Source organism: Bartonella sp. CL25QHWL (assembly GCF_042195335.1).
Lineage (GTDB): Bacteria > Pseudomonadota > Alphaproteobacteria > Rhizobiales > Rhizobiaceae > Bartonella.
Genome location: NZ_JBHIOE010000003.1, coordinates 137,292 through 155,568, shown reverse-complemented (window position 1 = coordinate 155,568; position 18,277 = coordinate 137,292). Strand labels below are relative to the sequence as shown.

13 protein-coding genes are annotated in these 18,277 nt (G+C 33.8%); 7 read left to right on the top strand and 6 right to left on the bottom strand.

From position 1 onward, the window contains the following. Positions 1–2,859 precede the first annotated feature (2,859 nt). The 3 genes from ACFILY_RS03040 (at position 2,860) to ACFILY_RS03030 (ending at position 5,469) form a co-directional block, all read left to right on the top strand. Entirely contained in the window at positions 2,860–3,219 is a 360-nt protein-coding gene (locus tag ACFILY_RS03040) for a hypothetical protein (protein WP_375631292.1), read from the top strand. A gap of 985 nt (positions 3,220–4,204) precedes the next feature. Then, positions 4,205–4,564 (top strand): hypothetical protein, encoded by a 360-nt coding sequence (locus tag ACFILY_RS03035; protein WP_273791584.1) that lies wholly within the window; start codon positions 4,205–4,207, stop codon positions 4,562–4,564. Between the two features lie 539 nt (positions 4,565–5,103). Next, entirely contained in the window at positions 5,104–5,469 is a 366-nt protein-coding gene (locus ACFILY_RS03030) for a response regulator (protein ID WP_005773308.1), read from the top strand. 311 nt (positions 5,470–5,780) lie between these two features. Here ACFILY_RS03030 and rpsI read toward each other — a convergent pair whose 3' ends face one another. Continuing rightward, a complete protein-coding gene (gene rpsI / locus ACFILY_RS03025; RefSeq protein ID WP_375673260.1) occupies positions 5,781–6,266 on the bottom strand; it encodes a 30S ribosomal protein S9 in 486 nt (161 codons plus the stop codon). A 2-nt stretch (positions 6,267–6,268) separates the two neighbouring features. Next, the gene (rplM, locus tag ACFILY_RS03020) at positions 6,269–6,733 is read right to left on the bottom strand and encodes a 50S ribosomal protein L13 (protein ID WP_015856544.1); all 465 of its coding nucleotides are present in this window, start codon (positions 6,731–6,733) and stop codon (positions 6,269–6,271) included. Positions 6,734–7,029: 296 nt separating this feature from the next. On the opposite strand from rplM, the gene recJ reads away from it, so the two are divergent. Beyond that, on the top strand, positions 7,030–8,814 hold the full coding sequence (gene recJ, locus ACFILY_RS03015; protein WP_375631293.1) for a single-stranded-DNA-specific exonuclease RecJ: 1,785 nt from the start codon (positions 7,030–7,032) through the stop codon (positions 8,812–8,814). Between the two features lie 17 nt (positions 8,815–8,831). On the opposite strand, the gene parE is transcribed toward recJ, so the two are convergent. The 4 genes from parE to ACFILY_RS02995 all read right to left on the bottom strand — a co-directional run bounded on the left by parE (position 8,832) and on the right by ACFILY_RS02995 (position 13,347). Next, the gene (parE, locus tag ACFILY_RS03010) at positions 8,832–10,898 is read right to left on the bottom strand and encodes a DNA topoisomerase IV subunit B (RefSeq protein WP_375637445.1); all 2,067 of its coding nucleotides are present in this window, start codon (positions 10,896–10,898) and stop codon (positions 8,832–8,834) included. A gap of 81 nt (positions 10,899–10,979) precedes the next feature. Then, complete coding sequence (lipB, locus tag ACFILY_RS03005) at positions 10,980–11,717, bottom strand: lipoyl(octanoyl) transferase LipB (RefSeq protein WP_375631295.1); 738 nt, start codon at positions 11,715–11,717, stop codon at positions 10,980–10,982. A 146-nt stretch (positions 11,718–11,863) separates the two neighbouring features. Next, complete coding sequence (locus ACFILY_RS03000) at positions 11,864–12,715, bottom strand: YgcG family protein (protein WP_273791580.1); 852 nt, start codon at positions 12,713–12,715, stop codon at positions 11,864–11,866. Continuing rightward, positions 12,715–13,347: a LemA family protein gene (locus ACFILY_RS02995; protein WP_273724085.1), complete on the bottom strand. Its 633-nt coding sequence runs from the start codon at positions 13,345–13,347 to the stop codon at positions 12,715–12,717. Before ACFILY_RS02995 ends, ACFILY_RS03000 begins: the two co-directional genes overlap by 1 nt. Positions 13,348–13,737: 390 nt before the next feature. Here ACFILY_RS02995 and ACFILY_RS02990 point away from each other — a divergent pair, with 390 nt between their 5' ends. The 3 genes from ACFILY_RS02990 to ACFILY_RS02980 all read left to right on the top strand — a co-directional run bounded on the left by ACFILY_RS02990 (position 13,738) and on the right by ACFILY_RS02980 (position 18,167). Beyond that, on the top strand, positions 13,738–14,547 hold the full coding sequence (locus tag ACFILY_RS02990) for a class I SAM-dependent methyltransferase (protein WP_375637446.1): 810 nt from the start codon (positions 13,738–13,740) through the stop codon (positions 14,545–14,547). Positions 14,548–15,853: 1,306 nt separating this feature from the next. After that, positions 15,854–17,392 (top strand): histidine ammonia-lyase, encoded by a 1,539-nt coding sequence (gene hutH, locus ACFILY_RS02985; RefSeq protein ID WP_375637447.1) that lies wholly within the window; start codon positions 15,854–15,856, stop codon positions 17,390–17,392. 415 nt (positions 17,393–17,807) lie between these two features. Next, positions 17,808–18,167 (top strand): hypothetical protein, encoded by a 360-nt coding sequence (locus ACFILY_RS02980; RefSeq protein ID WP_375637448.1) that lies wholly within the window; start codon positions 17,808–17,810, stop codon positions 18,165–18,167. Positions 18,168–18,277: the final 110 nt, after the last annotated feature.

Sequence of the window (18,277 nt, the reverse complement as noted above, 5' to 3'; positions counted from 1 at the left end):
ATAGAAATCAGAGGTTTAAACTGTTCGATTTTAGATGGCAGCTTGATGACAAAAGCCAATGGTAAGATGGCATACAATTTAGTATCATTCATAATACGAGCCAGATGTATTCTTTTTCGGTTATAGTGCTAAAAAATTGTCAAAGTGGGTAATTTTTATATGCGTAGAATGTGGTTATTCGTGCGGATTTTGTTGGTGCATTCAATATATTATTACGTGGATGAGTTTTTTGCTTAAACAATAAGAAAATTGATAGAATAAAGCTTTTAAGTTGCCCGATAGAAAGCTAAGAGTTGTGCTAAACAACATGATAGCAATTATCAAGATAACGATCACATAGAGATTTTCAGCATGCTGAGTAGGCAAAATTCCATCAATAATTGCTTGAAAAATAAAAGGATTCACCAAGTCAAGTAGCTGTAAAACGATAGCAATAAGATTAATTTCAATAACGTAATAAATATATTTCTTTGTTGTGCGAGTAAATCAAGAGAAGGTTCTTAATTTTTCTTATGCAAACTCATTTTAATTTATGATTTTGTTAAGAGAAAGAAAAATATAATGTGTTATATTTTAATAGTATTTGCAAATATTATTATTGTTTGTACGGTGTTTTTATTTTATTTTAATTTAAAATTAGGTTTGAAAATTGTCTAAAACGCGTAATAATCTAATCTAATTGTATCGATATGATGCGTTTTTCTATAAAAGAAAAAGGAGAGTTCAAGCTCATCAAGTGCTTCAGGTAATTCATGCCGTCCTTCGGGTTATTATTGGGATACAATAAAATCTACAGGACAAACAGGAGTAATGATAGTGGCGCCTGTTGGGACAGTTGGAGGTGCTGTGCTTGGAGGAATCGTAAGTATAGCGGGTGCAGTTGCAATAGAAAATAGATGGTATAGTTCCTGTTAATCGTAGCTGCTGCTGCGGAGGGAGCTATACTAAGAGAAGCAGTAGGCAGCACTATAAATGGTGCTCTAGTAGGGGGCCTTTAGAGTTGTGCATCATTTTTATAATTGTGTACGGTAATTTATAGAATATCTGCAATATATCTCTAAAATCATAATAATTTTGTAGATATGTTAATGAAAAATATGTCTAAGAAATATTGTTAGAATATCTTTTAATGGTATATTATTTATAAGTCTATATATTTTAGTTCAGAAATTTTAAGTGTTATAGATACTTTAAATACTATTAATATTATTAATAAATTTATTTAAATTATATTATGCTTCTAAAGCGCATATTAAAACTGATATTATAAAAAATCATCAATAATATTCATTTTATTTTTTATAGTATTCTTTATTTAAGTATCTTTCTATAGAGATTATGAGATATGTTATTAATAAAGTTATGTTTTTAGATTTGGCCAAAAAAATAAAGAGAAATCCAGACAGCTTCTTTTTCAATAAACAAAAATAATGCTTTAATTTGATGTTGTAAAATAACTGATAACGATCATATGTTTTTGATTATCAGTGATGAAAATAATGTGATTTTTGATATAGAGATTGAAAAGATTGAGAACTTTTTCGCGTATCACTCATATTTTCTTACCAAATTTTTTGAAAAATTATATAAAGCAAAAAAATAAATTCTGTTAAGTTATTAGCATTTATAATGAGTTTTTTATTTTCACAGTTTTGTGATTGTTTTTGCATTTAACAATGCATTAACAACATGTGTGGTCCATTTTAAAGTTTTGTTTAAAATTACATAAGTAAGTTCTATTTTGATTTGTTATTGCATCGCTCGTATTGATGTATAACAAAAGCGTTTGAGACAATATAAGATCACAAGAATAAATTTTTAATTGGGTATATAAACTACTGATTGCTTACAGATAAAAAAATCTATGCATATCAAAGTTACGTAAGTTTTTTCTCTTCAAAATGTGTATTTGAATTAATTTTTGTGATTGATAGCTTTACTACGATGAAAATACTTGTGAGTTTATTGGTATTCATTAGATACCTATGAATTTTACATATCGATTCAAAAATATAGAATAATATAATTTTACGATTATTGTGGAGTTCATTTTGATAAACTGAAAAACATAATGCTGAGCATTACAAATATTTGCAAAAATGCTTTTATTAGGTGTTGTTTTGTTTCTTTATAGTTTACATTTTTTATCTTTTTAACCTTGGTTAGAGAGAGAATTTGTATTCATTATCTATTTCTCTATTTTATTTTGAATGCGTGGAGCACTATTAATATCAAAAAGTAATGATCGTGGAAGATAATGAGCTTAAACTGAAGTTATTCTGCGATTCTGTAGAAACGAATTGTCGTAAAATCGTTGAAATGTTTAATGGCTTTATGGATTAAAGTTGGCGGTTTCATCAATATTATCTCTTATCTTATCTCGTTTAGCTTTTCTAATCAAAGAGCGAAATTTTTGTTTACGCTAAATTTTTACTCGGTTAGCTATTTCCTCTCAACATACAATAAGAAAAAAAATTAGCTTACTGTATGCTAGCAATATAAAAAATCCATTATGTGTAATAAAAAAGACAATTTAGTAATATTTTTTATGTTGTGATTTAAAAATGTTGTGATTAAGAAAATCAATAGTTTTGAAGAAAAAATACAATTTAAACAATAATATAATCATATTATTGTAATAAAATTTTATCATCTAATCAGTCAGCTTAAAACAAAAATAGAATAATTGACAAAACAAATTAAATATGGAAAGAATAAAAATATAATACAAAATAATAATTATTTTTGTATTATATTATCATTCTCTTCTCAGTAGGAAAATATGAATCATCGGTAGATGATGTGATGTTTTCTGTTTAGAGAGTAAGGTTTTATTAAATATTGTAATAGGTTATTATAATGAGAATATTTAAACATTGTATATCATGTGTTGTTGCAGTCGCTATTTTCTTTTCACAAGTTTTAGGAGCCAATGCCGATTCTTTAAATGGTAGATCTCAAAATGCTGATTTTATTTCTGTAATGAAACAAGAGAATAGAGTTATTAAATCTGTTAAGGAGATTATTAGTCAATTTTCGGAACAAAGCAGAGAAAAAGATGTCCAAAAGGTGGCTGGTTTGATAGGAATGGAGCCAGCGATTTTTGGTTTAATCGCATTTCTTGTATATTTCTTTACTAGAAAGCCACCGGATCCTAGAAAAAGCGCAGGTGAAAAAGCATTCACTGCTTTTACTCGAAGTGCATGGGCTCTTAATTAAAAATGTTGATTTGATGAATTTTAAATTATTCTGTTTTTGAATCTTTTATAATTAATAAACCGTGATTTATAATCACGGTTTAGCTATTTTTATATTTATTAATATGCCCATTAAGCTTTAAGTTTTTAGGCTGTACTCTTTTTTTAATATTATTACAGAAATACTTTATTGTACATAATATAGTCTTTTTGAGGTTTAAAATTTTTAATCATTTTATCTTGGTTAGAAAGAATGTGTATTTATTTCTATTTCTCTAAGTCGTAGAATTATATTAATGTTAGAAAGTTAGAATCTTGAAAGACAATGAACTTTATTAAAATTATTCCACGTTCTTGTAGAAACGAATGGCTGTGAAATCTTTGAAATGTGTAATGGCCTTATGGCATTAGATTTGGCGCGTTCACCAAAGTTATCCCTTATCTTACTTAATTTAGCTTTTTCAATCAAAGAGCTAAGTTGATACTTACGCTAATTTTTGCTGGGAAAACTATTTCTTCTCAATCTATACTAAGAAAAAATTATTTTAACAGAATATTTCAATAAAATATTTTTTTGTTTTTTGTAAATTTTAAAAATATTTATCTTACTATATTATACAAAAAATAAAAAACATTACGTGTAACTAAAAAACAATATATTGATATTTTTATGTTATAATATCTAATAATATTTATGATAATAAAGATAAAATTATAATAAAAACAATAAAATAATTTTATTTTAATACATTTTTTCCATTAAATTATACATTATTAAAACACGAATAAAATAATTGACAATATTAAAATAAACATGTAACGGATATATTGTAAATGTAATATAATATAAAATTAACAATTAAAATAAAACTGTTAATTAAATTTTGTATTATATTTTTTGTTATTAGAAGATAAATATACTTTATCGATAGATGATGTAATGTTTTCTATTTAGAGGGGGCGGTAAAGAAAATTTATTTTATTAAATATTGTAATAGGTGTTTATGATGAAAATATTCAAGCATTGTATAGTATGTTTTGTTGCAGTAGCTATTTTCTTTTCACAGGTTTTAGGAGCCAATGCTGATTCTTTAAATGATAGATTTCAAAATGCTGGTTTCATTTCTGTAATGACACAGGAAAATAGAGTTATTAAAGCTGTTGATATGATTATTAGCCAGTTTGGAGGACAAGGGGCTGAGAAAAATGTCCAAAAAGTCGCGGGTTTAATGGGGATGGAGGCAGCGATTTTTGGTTTAATCGCATATCTTGTATATTTCTTTACTAGAAAACCGCCGAGTCCTAACAGAGAGACAGGTGGAAGAGCATTCGATGCTTTTGCTTATAGTGCATGGGCTTTGAATTAAAAGATAATTCCTTGATGAACTTTGAATTATTCTGTTGTTGAATATTTTATATTAAATAAACCGTGATGTTTAATCACGGTTTATTTATTTTTTACTTTTAATAATATGGTAAATTTATCCTTTAATATCATTAAGATATTGTTGGGGGATGGCAGTATAGGGGACATTAAATTTAAATAATCAGCTGCTTTTTAAAGTTAATTAAATTTTTTCTCTTCAAAATACGCATTTGAGCTAAGTTTGTATTTGATATTTTTTCTATGATGAAAATGCATATGCTGGAATTGAGATATTCATAAACGGTGCGTATTCACTCAAAAATATAGGGTAATACAATACTTATGGTTATTGTGGATTTTATACTGATGAACTGAATAAGTATAGCGATGCGTCTTACAAATATTTGTAAAAAATGCTTTTATTGGAATCTTTTAATCTCTTTGTGGTTTACAATTCATTTTATCATTTTATCTTAAGCAAAGAGAATGTGGATTCATTTCTATTTCTCTATTTTATTTGAGAAGGGTGGAGTTATACGAATGTCAAAAAAAGTCATGATCGTGGAAGATAATGAGCTTAATATGAAGTTATTCCGTGATCTTGTAGAAGCGAGTGGTTATGAAACTGTTGAAACGCGTAATGGTCTTATGGCATTAGATTTGGCGCGTTCATCAATGCCATCTCTTATCCTTGTGGATATCCAGTTGCCAGAGGTCTCTGGAATAGATGTTATTAAACAATTAAAAGAAGATGAAGAACTTCGATCAATCCCTGTTGTTGCTGTAACAGCTTTTGCTATGAAAGGCGATGAGGAGCGAATTCGTGCCAGTGGATGTGAAGAATATATGTCAAAGCCTATTTCTGTTCCTCATTTTATCACAATGGTAAAACATTTTGTGGACTAAAGCTTGTTAAGTGATGATAGAAAAAAATATTGAAAAGCTTATAAAATTGCTAAAGTTTTCGTGCAAATATTTTTCTGCTTTAGCACGTGGATATATTCAAGTTAGTAAAACAGATTTTAAAAATTGAAACTGAAGTTTCGAGATTTTTCGGTTTATTTTCTTGCCTTTTATCTTAAGAGAGGAGGTTGTTTTGCATTTTTGTTTTTTCTAATCGGTATAGATTTGTTCCTACATTCATCTAAAAGTCTGTTTTAGTAGGGGAAAAAGCCTCGGTTTTGTCCGAGGCTTTATGCATTGTACAAAAATTGAAATTAACGCTTTGAGAATTGGAAAGAACGACGTGCTTTTGCTTTACCGTATTTTTTACGTTCAACAACGCGGCTATCACGGGTAAGAAAACCACCTTTTTTCAAGATTGAGCGAAGTTCTGGTTCATAATAGGTTAAAGCTTTGGAAATGCCATGGCGCACTGCACCGGCTTGTCCGGAAAGACCACCGCCTGCAACGGTTGCAATAATATCAAACTGGGTATCCCTATTTGTTGCAACAATTGGTTGACGAAGAATCATTCTAAGAACAGGACGAGCGAAATATTTGTCAAATTCCTTATTGTTGATTGTGATTTTTCCAGAACCTGGTTTAATCCATACGCGTGCAACAGCGTCTTTACGCTTTCCTGTTGTATAAGCACGTCCTTGTGAATCAAGCTTTTGCACGTGGACAGGAACAACATTTTCATGTGTTTCTGTAATACTTGTTACTATGCTAAGCTCAGAAAGAGAATTAATTTCAGCCATAATCAAGCAATCCTTTTGTTTTTGCGGTTTAAAGCACCAACGTCAAGAGATTCAGGCTGTTGTGCTTCATGTGGATGTTGGCTTCCAGCGTAAACACGTAGATTCTTCAATTGACGGCGACCAAGAGGCCCTCGAGGAATCATGCGCTCTACTGCTTTTTCAATAACGCGTTCGGGAAAACGCCCCTCAAGAAGTTGACGTGCTGTACGTTGTTTGATTCCACCAATATAGCCGGTATGCCAATAATATTTTTTATCCGTATATTTTTTGCCAGTGAGAGCTATTTTATCTGCATTAATGACAATAACGTTGTCACCATCATCAACATGTGGAGTAAATGTAGCTTTATGTTTGCCACGTAAGCGGTTAGCAACAAATGTGGCAAGACGACCCAAAACAAGGTTTTCTGCGTCAATAATAACCCATTTTTTCACCACTTCAGTTGGCTTTTGTGAAAAAGTTGCCATAGAAGTATCCTTTATTAGAACCCTTTTAATATAAGGGAATTTTTACTGTTTTGCGTTGAAAATTGTTACCATAGCGAAATATTTAACGCATACTACTTGCTCTGATATAATGTCTTTTGATTGACGTCAAGAGAAAATAAAAACTTTATAAAACAACATGTTATGAGAAAGGTATTATAATACCCCATTAAAAGAAGTTTGTAGACCATTTAAACTTAAAATGAATGTTGCAAAAAACTATTTTATCTTTAACGCATGATTGTATTTTATTGTTCTTCATTATAAAATAAGAAATAATGCAGTGGTCTCGTTATTTTCTCAATGTTGAATCTTCTGCTTGTGGTCAAGCTTGGTTAGATGCCCTTGATGTTCAAGGGATAAATAATGCGCGCGCTATTTCTCAAAAATTTGGCTTTCCAGATCAGTTAGCTCGAGTACTTTCAGCAAGAGATGTGGATGAAGCTGAGGCTGTTGCTTTTATTAATCCAACATTACGTACGCTTATGCCTGATCCAGAAAGTTTTAGGGATATGCAATGCGCTGCAGAGCGTATTGTTAAGGCTCTTCTCAATCAAGAACAGGTTGCTGTTTTTGGTGATTATGATGTTGATGGTGCTTGTTCATCGGCACTCATAGCGCGTTTTTTTCGTTATTTTGGTATTGAAGTCAAAATTTATATTCCTGATCGTATTGTTGAAGGCTATGGTCCGAATGAACAAGCAATGAGGATGCTTGTGCAAGAAGGCGCTCGGTTAATTATCACTGTTGATTGTGGCGCAAACAGTCCTGATGCCGTAAAAGCAGCGAGGCTTGCTGGTGCTGATGTTGTGATTTTAGATCATCATCAAATGTCAGAGATTCATCAAGAAGCCGTTGCTCTTGTCAATCCTAATCGCCCTGATGATTTTTCTAAACAGGGGCATTTATGTGCAGCTGGCGTTGTTTTTGTTACGTTAGCTTGGGTTCATCATTTGCTGCGGAAAAAACAATTCCAAGGGCAGCTGCCTGATCTTTTAAGTATGCTTGATCTTGTTGCATTGGCAACCATATGTGATGTCGTTCCATTACAGGGGGTTAACCGTGCTTTTGTGATAAAAGGGCTTCAAGTTGCTCGTTCTATGCATAATCTAGGAATAACAGCTTTAACAAAGGTTGCACGAATAGGGGAGCCGCTTAATAGTTTTCACTTAGGTTTTTTGTTAGGTCCTAGAATTAATGCAGGAGGGCGCATTGGTGATCAAGCTTTGGGAGCACGTTTGCTTAGCTGTGAGAATAAAGATGAAGCGGACAGAATAGCAGAACAATTAGATCGGCTTAATCAAGAACGCCAAGAAATGGAGAACATTCAATTAGCACAAGCGGAATCTTACATTACTTCTCTTTATCAAGATCAAGAAATACCATTATCGCTTGTAATTTCACATAAAGAATGGCATCCGGGAATTATTGGTATTCTTGCTTCCCGTCTCAAAGAGCGTTTTTTTTGTCCTGTTTTTGCTATTGCTTTGAAAGAAGATGGAAATGGCGTAGGGTCGGGACGCTCAATTAATGGTATAGATTTAGGAGCACTCGTTCGTGAAGCTGTTACATTAAATTTATTAGAAAAAGGAGGGGGACATAGTATGGCAGCAGGAATTACAATTCAATCAACAAAAATTGAAATTTTTCGAAAATGGCTAGAAGAAAAAGTTTCTTTAATGGTTTCACAGTTGCGTGCAAAAAAATCTCTTAGTATAGATGGTTCTCTTTCTGCTTCTGGTGTTAATGAAGCGCTGTTTGAATTGCTTGAAAAAGCAGGGCCATTTGGGGCAGGGAATGCAACACCTGTTTTTGTTCTTCCCTCTCATCGACTGGTGAATCTATCTGAAGTTGGTAAAGGACATCTTCGCCTCATTGTATCTAATGTTGAAGGAAAAAAACTGCAAGGAATTGCTTTTCGTGCTGTAGGGACATCGCTTGGTGATTTTCTTTTTGAAAATATTGGTGAAATGATTCATTTAGCTGGTCATCTTAGTTTGAATTATTGGAATGGAACGATCAATCCGCAGCTGCGCGTGATTGACGCAGCAGCAGTGGTTTGAAAGGGATATTTTTTACATTAGATGTCTAGATTAGAAGCAAAAGTAGAATTTTCTTGTATGAAACGAAATCGTGCTTCTGGTTTTGTTCCCATGAGACTTTCTACAGTCTTTTTCGTTTCTTGCATTTCCTCGGCATCAATAGAAACACGAAGCAATGTACGTTTTTGAGGATGCATAGTCGTTTCTTTAAGTTGTTCTGCGCGCATTTCACCCAGCCCTTTAAAACGCCCGATTTCTATTTTAGCTTTTCCAGTAAATTCAGTTTTGAGCAATTCATCCTTATGAATGTCGTCACGAGCATAAGCAACTTTTCCTCCTTGCGATATTCTATAAAGGGGAGGGACGGCGAGATATAAATGTCCCTGATGAATAAGGTCAGGCATTTCTTGAAAGAAGAAGGTAATGAGCAGTGACGCAATATGAGCACCATCAACATCAGCATCTGTCATGATGATAATACGTTCATATCTAAGATCTTTTTCACGATACTTGGAGCGTGTTCCACATCCAAGAGCAAGGATAAGATCGCTAATTGTTTGGCTTGAGTTCATTTTTTCATGTGCAGCACTGGCGACATTTAAGATTTTACCACGAAGAGGTAAAATTGCTTGGTTTGCTCTATTTCTTGCTTGTTTAGCAGATCCTCCTGCAGAATCCCCTTCAACAATGAATAGTTCAGCACCCACAGCATGGTTCTGGCTACAATCTGCAAGTTTACCGGGCAGACGTAATTTGCGGACAGCAGTTTTTCGACTTATTTCTCTATCTTGGCGTCGTCTAACGCGTTCTTCAGCACGTTCAATAACCCAATCGAGAAGTTTTGTTGCTTCTTGCGGGGAATTTGCTAACCAATGATCAAAAGGATCGCGGATTGCATTCTCAACGATACGCTGTGCTTCAATGGTTGCTAATCGATCTTTTGTTTGTCCAACAAATTCAGGGTTACTGATAAAGACTGAAAGTATTGCGGCTGTTGAAATCATAATATCGTCAGACGTAATAATCGCTGCGCGCTTGTTTCCTATTAACTCAGCGTAGGATTTCAATCCACGCAAAAGAGCTTGACGTAATCCTATTTCGTGCGTTCCGCCTTCTCCTGTAGGAATCGTATTGCAGTAAGATTGCACACAAGAATCACCACCATGCCAAGCGATAGCCCATTCAACGGAGCCATGGCCATTATTGTGTTGTGTTTTGCCAGAAAAAATTTCTGACGTTACTCGATATTCATCTTTTAGTGACGCAAGTAAATAGTCTTTAAGCCCATTGGGAAAATGAAAAACAGCTTTTTCAGGAATATTTTTTACGCCTTCAAGTATGACGGGATCACAAGTCCAGCGAATTTTTACGCCACCAAAAAGATAGGCTTTGGAGCATGTCATCTTATAGATTTTTTCTGGATCAAAAGCTGCTTTTTCACCAAAAATTTCATGATCAGGATGAAAACGAACGCGCGTACCACGACGATTATAAACATCTCCCAGATCTTCCAATCCAGATTGAGGAATACCACGTGAGAAACGTTGGCGGTACAGTTTTCGTTCTCGTGCAACTTCAACTTCCATATCATCAGAAAGAGCATTGACGACAGAAATTCCTACTCCATGAAGTCCACCTGCAGTTTGATAAGCCTTTCCATCAAATTTTCCCCCAGAGTGGAGTTGTGTCATAATAACTTCAAGAGTAGATTTCTCAGGCATTTGAGGATGATTTTCGACAGGAATACCGCGTCCATTATCTGTAACGGTTATATAACCGTTCCTATCTAATGAGACCTCAATAGAATCTGCATAACCCGCAACAGCTTCATCCATCGCGTTATCAATAATTTCGGCAAATAAATGATGAAGCGCTTTACTGTCTGTTCCACCAATATACATTCCAGGGCGTAAACGCACGGGCTCTAAACCCTCAAGAACTCGAATAGAGAGGGCATTATAGTCATCTTCTTGCGTATCTTTTGCACTTTTTCTTGAAATCATCGCTTTTGATTTCATTGGAGGCTGCAGAGTGTTTTCTTTTGTATTTACCCGAGATTGGGCTTTATTTAAAACACTAAAAAGATCCTTTTTGTTATCGCTCATAGCGTTTAACTATCTACCTCATAAAATAAAATATTTATTAAAATAATTTTATGCCTGTTTTTTATTTAAAAATCAATGCACTTAGAAAACATCAATTGTTGGACCAAAAATTTGTTCAAAAGCGTGTTTGAGAGCAATATCAATATCATGCATTGCTACAGGGCAACCTAGATCAAGAAAGCTCGTTACACCGTGGTTTGTAATTCCACAAGGAACAATTCCTGAATAATGGGCTAAATTAGGATTAACATTGATAGAAACTCCATGAAAACTTATCCATTTTCGCACTCGAATGCCAATAGCTGCAATTTTATCTTCGGAATAAATATCATTTTGTTTTGATGGGAAATGAGATTGTTTAACCCAGACACCAACGCGATCTTCTCTGCGTTCGCCTTTAATATTAAAGTTTGCAAGCATCTGTATGATCCATTCTTCTAATGCACTAATGAAAGCACGAATGTCTTGTTTTCGGCGTTTAAGATCAAGCATGATATAAGCAATACGCTGTCCTGGACCGTGATATGTAAATTCACCTCCACGTCCTGCTTCATAAACAGGGAATAAATTAGGCGCCAAAAGATCTTTTTTATTTGCACTCGTCCCCGCTGTATAAAGGGAAGGGTGTTCAAGAAGCCAAACTTGTTCATGCGCGGTTTTTGCAAGAATTTTTTCTACACGTTCTTGCATATAACGCAGAGCTTCAGGATACTCAACTAGATGATCACTTATCTTCCATTCAACGGGTGGATTTCCTAGAATTGCATTAAAATGATGTGATAAGTGATTACGATCCGTATGTTTCAATTCAAATGTCATTGGTAATATTTATCTTGATGTTTGAGTTTATATTGTAATCAATAAAAGTGATTACAGAGTAAGGTATAGAATTGTTGAATAAAAGAGAATACGTTCATAAATTTTATCTTAAGAAGATTTGCTACGCTTAAAAATCCACGTTCCTTTTACCATCTTCCTGTTGCACCGCCCCCACCTGATGATCCACCACCACCCCTAAAGCCCCCTCCACCTCTAGGACCACCGAACCTTCCACCAGGATATCTGCCACCGGCACTTAAGTTAAGAAACCAAGGTGTGAAGATGATCCCCAGCCAGAGATACTTTTGTGGACCCACTTTTTTACCAAAAATCATTGCAAGAATAGGAAGACCAAACATTATAAAAAAGGCTAAAAACATAATTGCATTGATTACCATTTCTTCTTTTTCAGCTTGTTTACGTTGTTCTTCAACGATTTTAGCTTTTTCTTTGATACGAAAAGTAAAATCAGAATTACTTTCTGTAATAACTTTGATAATTGCATCAACTGCTTCAGCAATTCCTTTTTGATAATTTCCTTCGCGAAAATTAGGAATCATGAAGCTATTAATAATGACAGAGGAAAGAGCGTCTGTTAGCTCTCCTTCCAAACCATATCCTACTTCGATACGTGCTGTGCGTTCATTCGGTGCAATGACCAGTAATACACCATTATTGATCTTCTTTTGGCCTAATCCCCATGTACGAAAAAGAGAATTGCTGTATGTTTCTATATCATTGCCCGAAAGAGTAGGGAGTGTCACAAGAACAATTTGATCTCCCGTTTTCTCTTCGAGTGCTGCCAGTTTTTTTGTCAAGTTTTCCTTGGTTGCATTATCGAGCAAATGAGCCACATCATTAACATAACCTGTTAAATGAGGAAATTTTATTTGCGAACAAGCGATACTTCCCAATGCAGCAACTAAATATAGAGAGCAGATAAAAGCCCATAATTGTGGAAATACAATACGTTGCAAAGAGTATCGAAATGATTTCATTAATTAAAATTAACCTTTGGTGTTTGTTGGCTATCAGTATCGATGGTAAAAGTTGGCATAGGTTTAGCATCACGAAACCATAATTTTGCCCAAATCATCGTCGGCATTGTTTTGAGTGCAGTATTGTAGGCACGTACTGTTTCAATATAATCGCGGCGCGCAACGGAAATACGGTTTTCTGTTCCTTCTAATTGTGATTGAAGAGCAAGAAAGTTCTGGTTTGCTTTAAGATCCGGATAGTTTTCAACAACAGCCATAAGTCGCGAAAGTGCACTTGATAAATTTGCTTGATTTTTGAGATATTGCTGCATAACTTCTGGATTATTCAACATATCTGCATTAATGTTGACTTGCGTTGCTTTAGCACGTGCTTCAATTACATTTGTGAAAACGCTTTGTTCATGAGCTGCGTAAGCTTTAACTGTTTCTACAAGATTGGGGATGAGATCTGTACGACGTTGATATTGATTGAGCACTTCACTCCATGCTGCATGTGCTTTTTCTTCATTTGTTGGTATCGTATTAAATCCGCACCCACTTAAAAATGGCACTAACCATGCCAAAAAAATCACGATTGAAAATTGTTTTAATATTTTAAACATTGAAATTGAAGAAGTTTGTACATTTAACATAAAGATGTCTCCACAGATATTTTATGTATTATATAGGGTTTATCTTCTTGGTGGAAAGTATTTTGAATTTTATAAACAGGCATATTTATCAATAAATCGACATCTCTATGCGTTTTAGGCACGCTTAAGTGACTCGTTGATATTAAAATAATAAGGGTAATATAGATGTCATCTTATAAAAGTTCAATAATATTTATATCAATTATTATTACAGAAAATTATATTATTTTCGTAGTATTTTTGTGTTTCACAACGTGCAGATCACAATTGGAAAAGGAAAAAATGTAAGTATCAATCTTATGGAAAGATAGAAGGTAAGGGCAGTTCTTATTTTCACTCCTTTAGAAGTTATGTTTAATATATTGGACAAAAAGGGCTTTTTAACTATGTATGGTAGTAATTGTGAAGGAGGCGGAAAATCCTGTGATAGAAGGTGTTCAACGGCAAAGTGAAAAGTTTGATGGATTGGCTAATGATTATGATCGTTATCGTCCTCGCTATCCCCTTACTTTATTCAAAACCATGCTCCATCCTTTTAAGAACAAAAAGCATTTGTCCATTGTGGATGTGGGTGCTGGGACAGGCATCGCATTAGAGGGAATTGTTAATTTTTTAGGAAATGAGCACCAATATCATGCTATCGATGTATCGGCAGATATGATTAAGCAGGGGCGAAGAAAATTTCCTACGGTGCAGTGGTATCAGGGCCGTGCCGAAGACCTATTGCCTCAAATTGGCGAGGTTGATCTTGTCATTGCAGCGCAAGCGTTTCAGTGGATGGATCGTCCCAAGTTGCTTTGTTCTGTTTCAGACCAACTTCGAGTCAATGGTGTCATGGCGGTTATTCAAAATAATCGCGATTTCAAGCATAGCGAATTTCTAGAGGCTTATGAGACATTGTTAGAAAAAATGAGTCCGAACTATTCCCGTTATTATCGTAATTTTGATTTTTTACAGGAAATGAGTGATGGCTTTGGGGTAGATCCAGAAAAGATTTTTTTTCATACGCATAATTGGATGATGATGATCCCATCTGAAGCTTTTATTGGAATGAGCCGCTCTTCAACGCAAGCGCAACGCGCTATTGCTTGCTATGGGAAAGAATATTTGCGGCAATTGGTCGCATTGATAAAGAAATATGAAGTGCAAGGCAATTTGGAGCTTTTGTATCGAAGTGAGCTCTATATGTATGCGGGATAATCTGATATCGATGATTACTTTTGCTCTTTTAGCACATCAGAGTAGGCGGTATTCAGGAAATTAACGCCTTATTAAGGCAGATTTTGAGGGGGACGGTTTTTTTCTTCAGCATTCACGTTGACATCTTATTACGTCTGATTTTCATTGTTCACTTGATATGAGAGAGTTTAAATAGAAAATTTATTCACTGCATTATAGTATTGAAGCGCTTTCTTTACTGCAGTTTAACAACAGATTATTTTATAAAATAAGAAGAGGTAGATTGAATAGAAATATTTGATAATTCTTTGTTTTTATGATTGTTTTTTATTATTAAATGAGAGTGTTTTTAATAAATTTTGACAAAAACAACTGAAAAAGTATAAAAATTATCATAATCAGAAATTTGTAGTAAAAAAGGTAATGGCTTGGAAGCACCTTTAAAAAACAACTCATTTTGAAATTATCTCTAAATTCAGATTCAATATAACAAAAAAGTAAAATATAAATATGTTATATGGAGCATTTCTCTTTTTTAAAGATATAATATAAAAACAATATGTTAATTAAATTTTTTGATATAAGAAAACTTCTTTTATTTTTATTTTAAATAACGGGTTAGGGCGAGTCTTGTGTGGTTTTATTGAAGATGTGCTTTTTAGGTTTAAATCTGGCGCTTTAAGTACAATTTTAGAAGTAGCAAAAAAGCTCAATTTCTTCTCTGTTGTGATGTGTTGAATAAGTTTTTTAATTTTCTATAGAGTTTAATTTTTGCAATCATGATAGATTGTGACAGCTGTCTGTCTAAGATTTTTATAAGTTTAGTAGGAATAGCTTAATGATAAATCCATTGAGTTCTTCATCTTTACGCGTCATAAAAGAATAAGCCTGCACTATCACACACTTTGTCATCTCCCAATGTTGCGACAGCTCTTGACACGGCTCATAAGAGGAGTAGTCCTTTTTTTTACAGTTTTATCTATACGCCAATTTCGCTTATGACGTGCAAGCGAATGGTGTTGATTGATTCAACATACACAGATTTGGAATGAGAGAGTCTTAAGATATTCCGCTCTCTCATTTAATATGAATCATGCTAGATTATAATTATAAATTAATGGGTTATCTATTTTTAAAATCTATAACCTTGGTTATGCTTGTCAATATTTCATTTATCGTCAACTATTCTACTTTTGGATAATGACTCCATTGTAAGGAATACCTTTAAAAAAGTATTCTCGCTTTAAAGAGTCGTTATAGTTTTTTTGTTTTATAGAAGCATCAATAATGCTAGACATTATACTTTGATTAAAAAAGAAAGTAAATTATGACTATTATACTGAAACCGAGCGAGGTGACGCTTAGTGAACTTGCGGCTATTTATTTTAATGGTGAAGTGAGTAAACTTCATAATGACACGCATTTAGCTATCGAGAAAGGGGCACTGCGCATTGCTGAAATTGCTGCTGGAAGTGAGCCTGTGTACGGTATTAATACTGGTTTTGGGAAGTTGGCTTCCATTAAAATTGATGCGGACGATGTTACTGTTTTACAGAGAAATCTTATTTTGTCCCATTGTTGTGGGGTAGGAGAACCTTTAGCTGAAAATATTGTGCGTTTGATAATGAGCTTAAAGCTTATCTCTTTAGGAAGAGGAGCTTCAGGAGTTCGTCTAGAATTGGTAAATTTGCTGGAAAATATGCTTGCAAAGGGCGTCATTCCTGTCATCCCTGAAAAAGGGTCTGTTGGTGCTTCAGGTGATCTAGCTCCACTTGCTCACATGGCGGCTGTTATGATGGGAGAAGGGGAAGCATTTTTTCAAAATATTCGTATGAGTGGAGCTGTTGCATTAGAGAAAGCGGGATTGTCCCCTATTATTTTAGAGGCAAAGGAAGGTCTAGCTCTTATTAATGGGACTCAAACATCAACAGCCCTCGCACTTGCCGGTCTTTTTCGAGGTTATCGGGCATTGTGTGGTGGATTGTTGGCAGGGGCTTTGACGACAGATGCCATCATGGGATCAACGGCGCCATTTCATCCTGATATTCATATTTTACGAGGACATTATGGGCAGATTGCCGTATCGAAAACATTAGAAAAGCTTGTAGGGGATTCAGAAATTCGTGCAGCACATTTACGGGGTGATGAGCGTGTACAAGATCCTTATTGTATACGTTGCCAGCCACAGGTCATGGGGGCATGTTTTGATATTTTGCTGGCAGCAGCAAAAACACTGATTATTGAAGCAAATGCTGTTACAGATAATCCATTGATTTTAAGGAATGGTGAAGTTGTATCAGGTGGGAATTTTCATGCTGAACCTGTAGCGTTTGCTGCTGATCAGATTGCTCTTGCTTTATGTGAAATAGGATCTATTTCTCAACGGCGTATTGCTCTTATGGTTGATCCAGCAGTTTCTTATGGACTTCCAGCTTTTTTAGCGCATAATGCGGGTCTTAATTCAGGTTTTATGATTGCTGAAGTAACAGCGGCAGCTTTAATGTCTGAAAATAAGCAAATGGCCCATCCTGCTTCCGTTGATTCAACCCCAACTTCAGCCAATCAAGAAGATCATGTTTCAATGGCTTGTCATGGAGCTCGTCGGTTATTGGTAATGAGCGAAAATCTTTTTACACTTATTGGCATTGAAACGCTTGTTGCAGCACAAGGAATTGAATATCGTGCACCTTTAAAAACAAGTACTTTTTTGCAATCTGTTATGGAATGTTTACGCAAAAATGTTGCTTCTCTTAAGGAAGATCGCTATCTGGCTCCAGATCTTCATCAAGCACATATACTTGTGCGTGAAGGGCACTTATTATCTGTTTTACCAGAAACAATTTTTCCTTCATTAAGTTTTCAATAATATTTGTTTTAAGGACAATGATGAAGGGCGGATATTGAATTTTGAAACTTCCTCATATTAAAATATAGAAGATCAATACTATATTTGAATTATTTAATGAATTATGTATATATATGTTATTTATAGTCAACTAGATATTTTATTATTTTATAGGGATCTGATTTAGCATCATAATTTTATAGAAACTATAAATTTAAAGTACCTATACTTTCTTATTTCTATCAGAAATTTTAATCTAAGTTAAATAATATTCACAAATTATATGTTGTAATATTATATTTTTATAAGTACAAATTATAATATATGTATTATATTAAGTAAAAATAAAAAATTTATTGTAGATTCTTCTTATTTGTTAATACTTTATGAATTTTATATTTCATTTTTGATATTTTAAATAAAAAAGGAGAAAGAAATGTTTAAAAGTGCTAGATTATGTGTATCAATAACAGTTATTTTTTTCTCTCAAATTCTTGAGATTCATGCAAATTGTAGGAGAGGTGGCTTTCCAGAGGAAGTTTTCATTACAATAGTGGCCCAAGAGAAGGAGCCTCTGATTTTAGCGAAAAACAAAGATTTTATTGCTATCTCAGGGCAAAATCCCGAAGATAAGGAGAATGCTATCATTAGGCCAACAGTCAAAGATTCTATTTTTAGCGCATATTTTTTTTCTATTGGAAAGTTTATCTTTAAGACAGTTGGAGTCCTTAAAAGATGGGTTGTAAATACAATTTCTCATACTTTTGAAGGCTTGCGAGATTCGTATTATCATTGATTGAGCTATTCAATTGGCGTAAAAAGTTTGCTTTGTGGGCTCAAAGAGAGTTTTCTTAAAGTAACAAAAAATTAATTGTACGCATAGTTAATGCGTTTGTTATGAAGTTT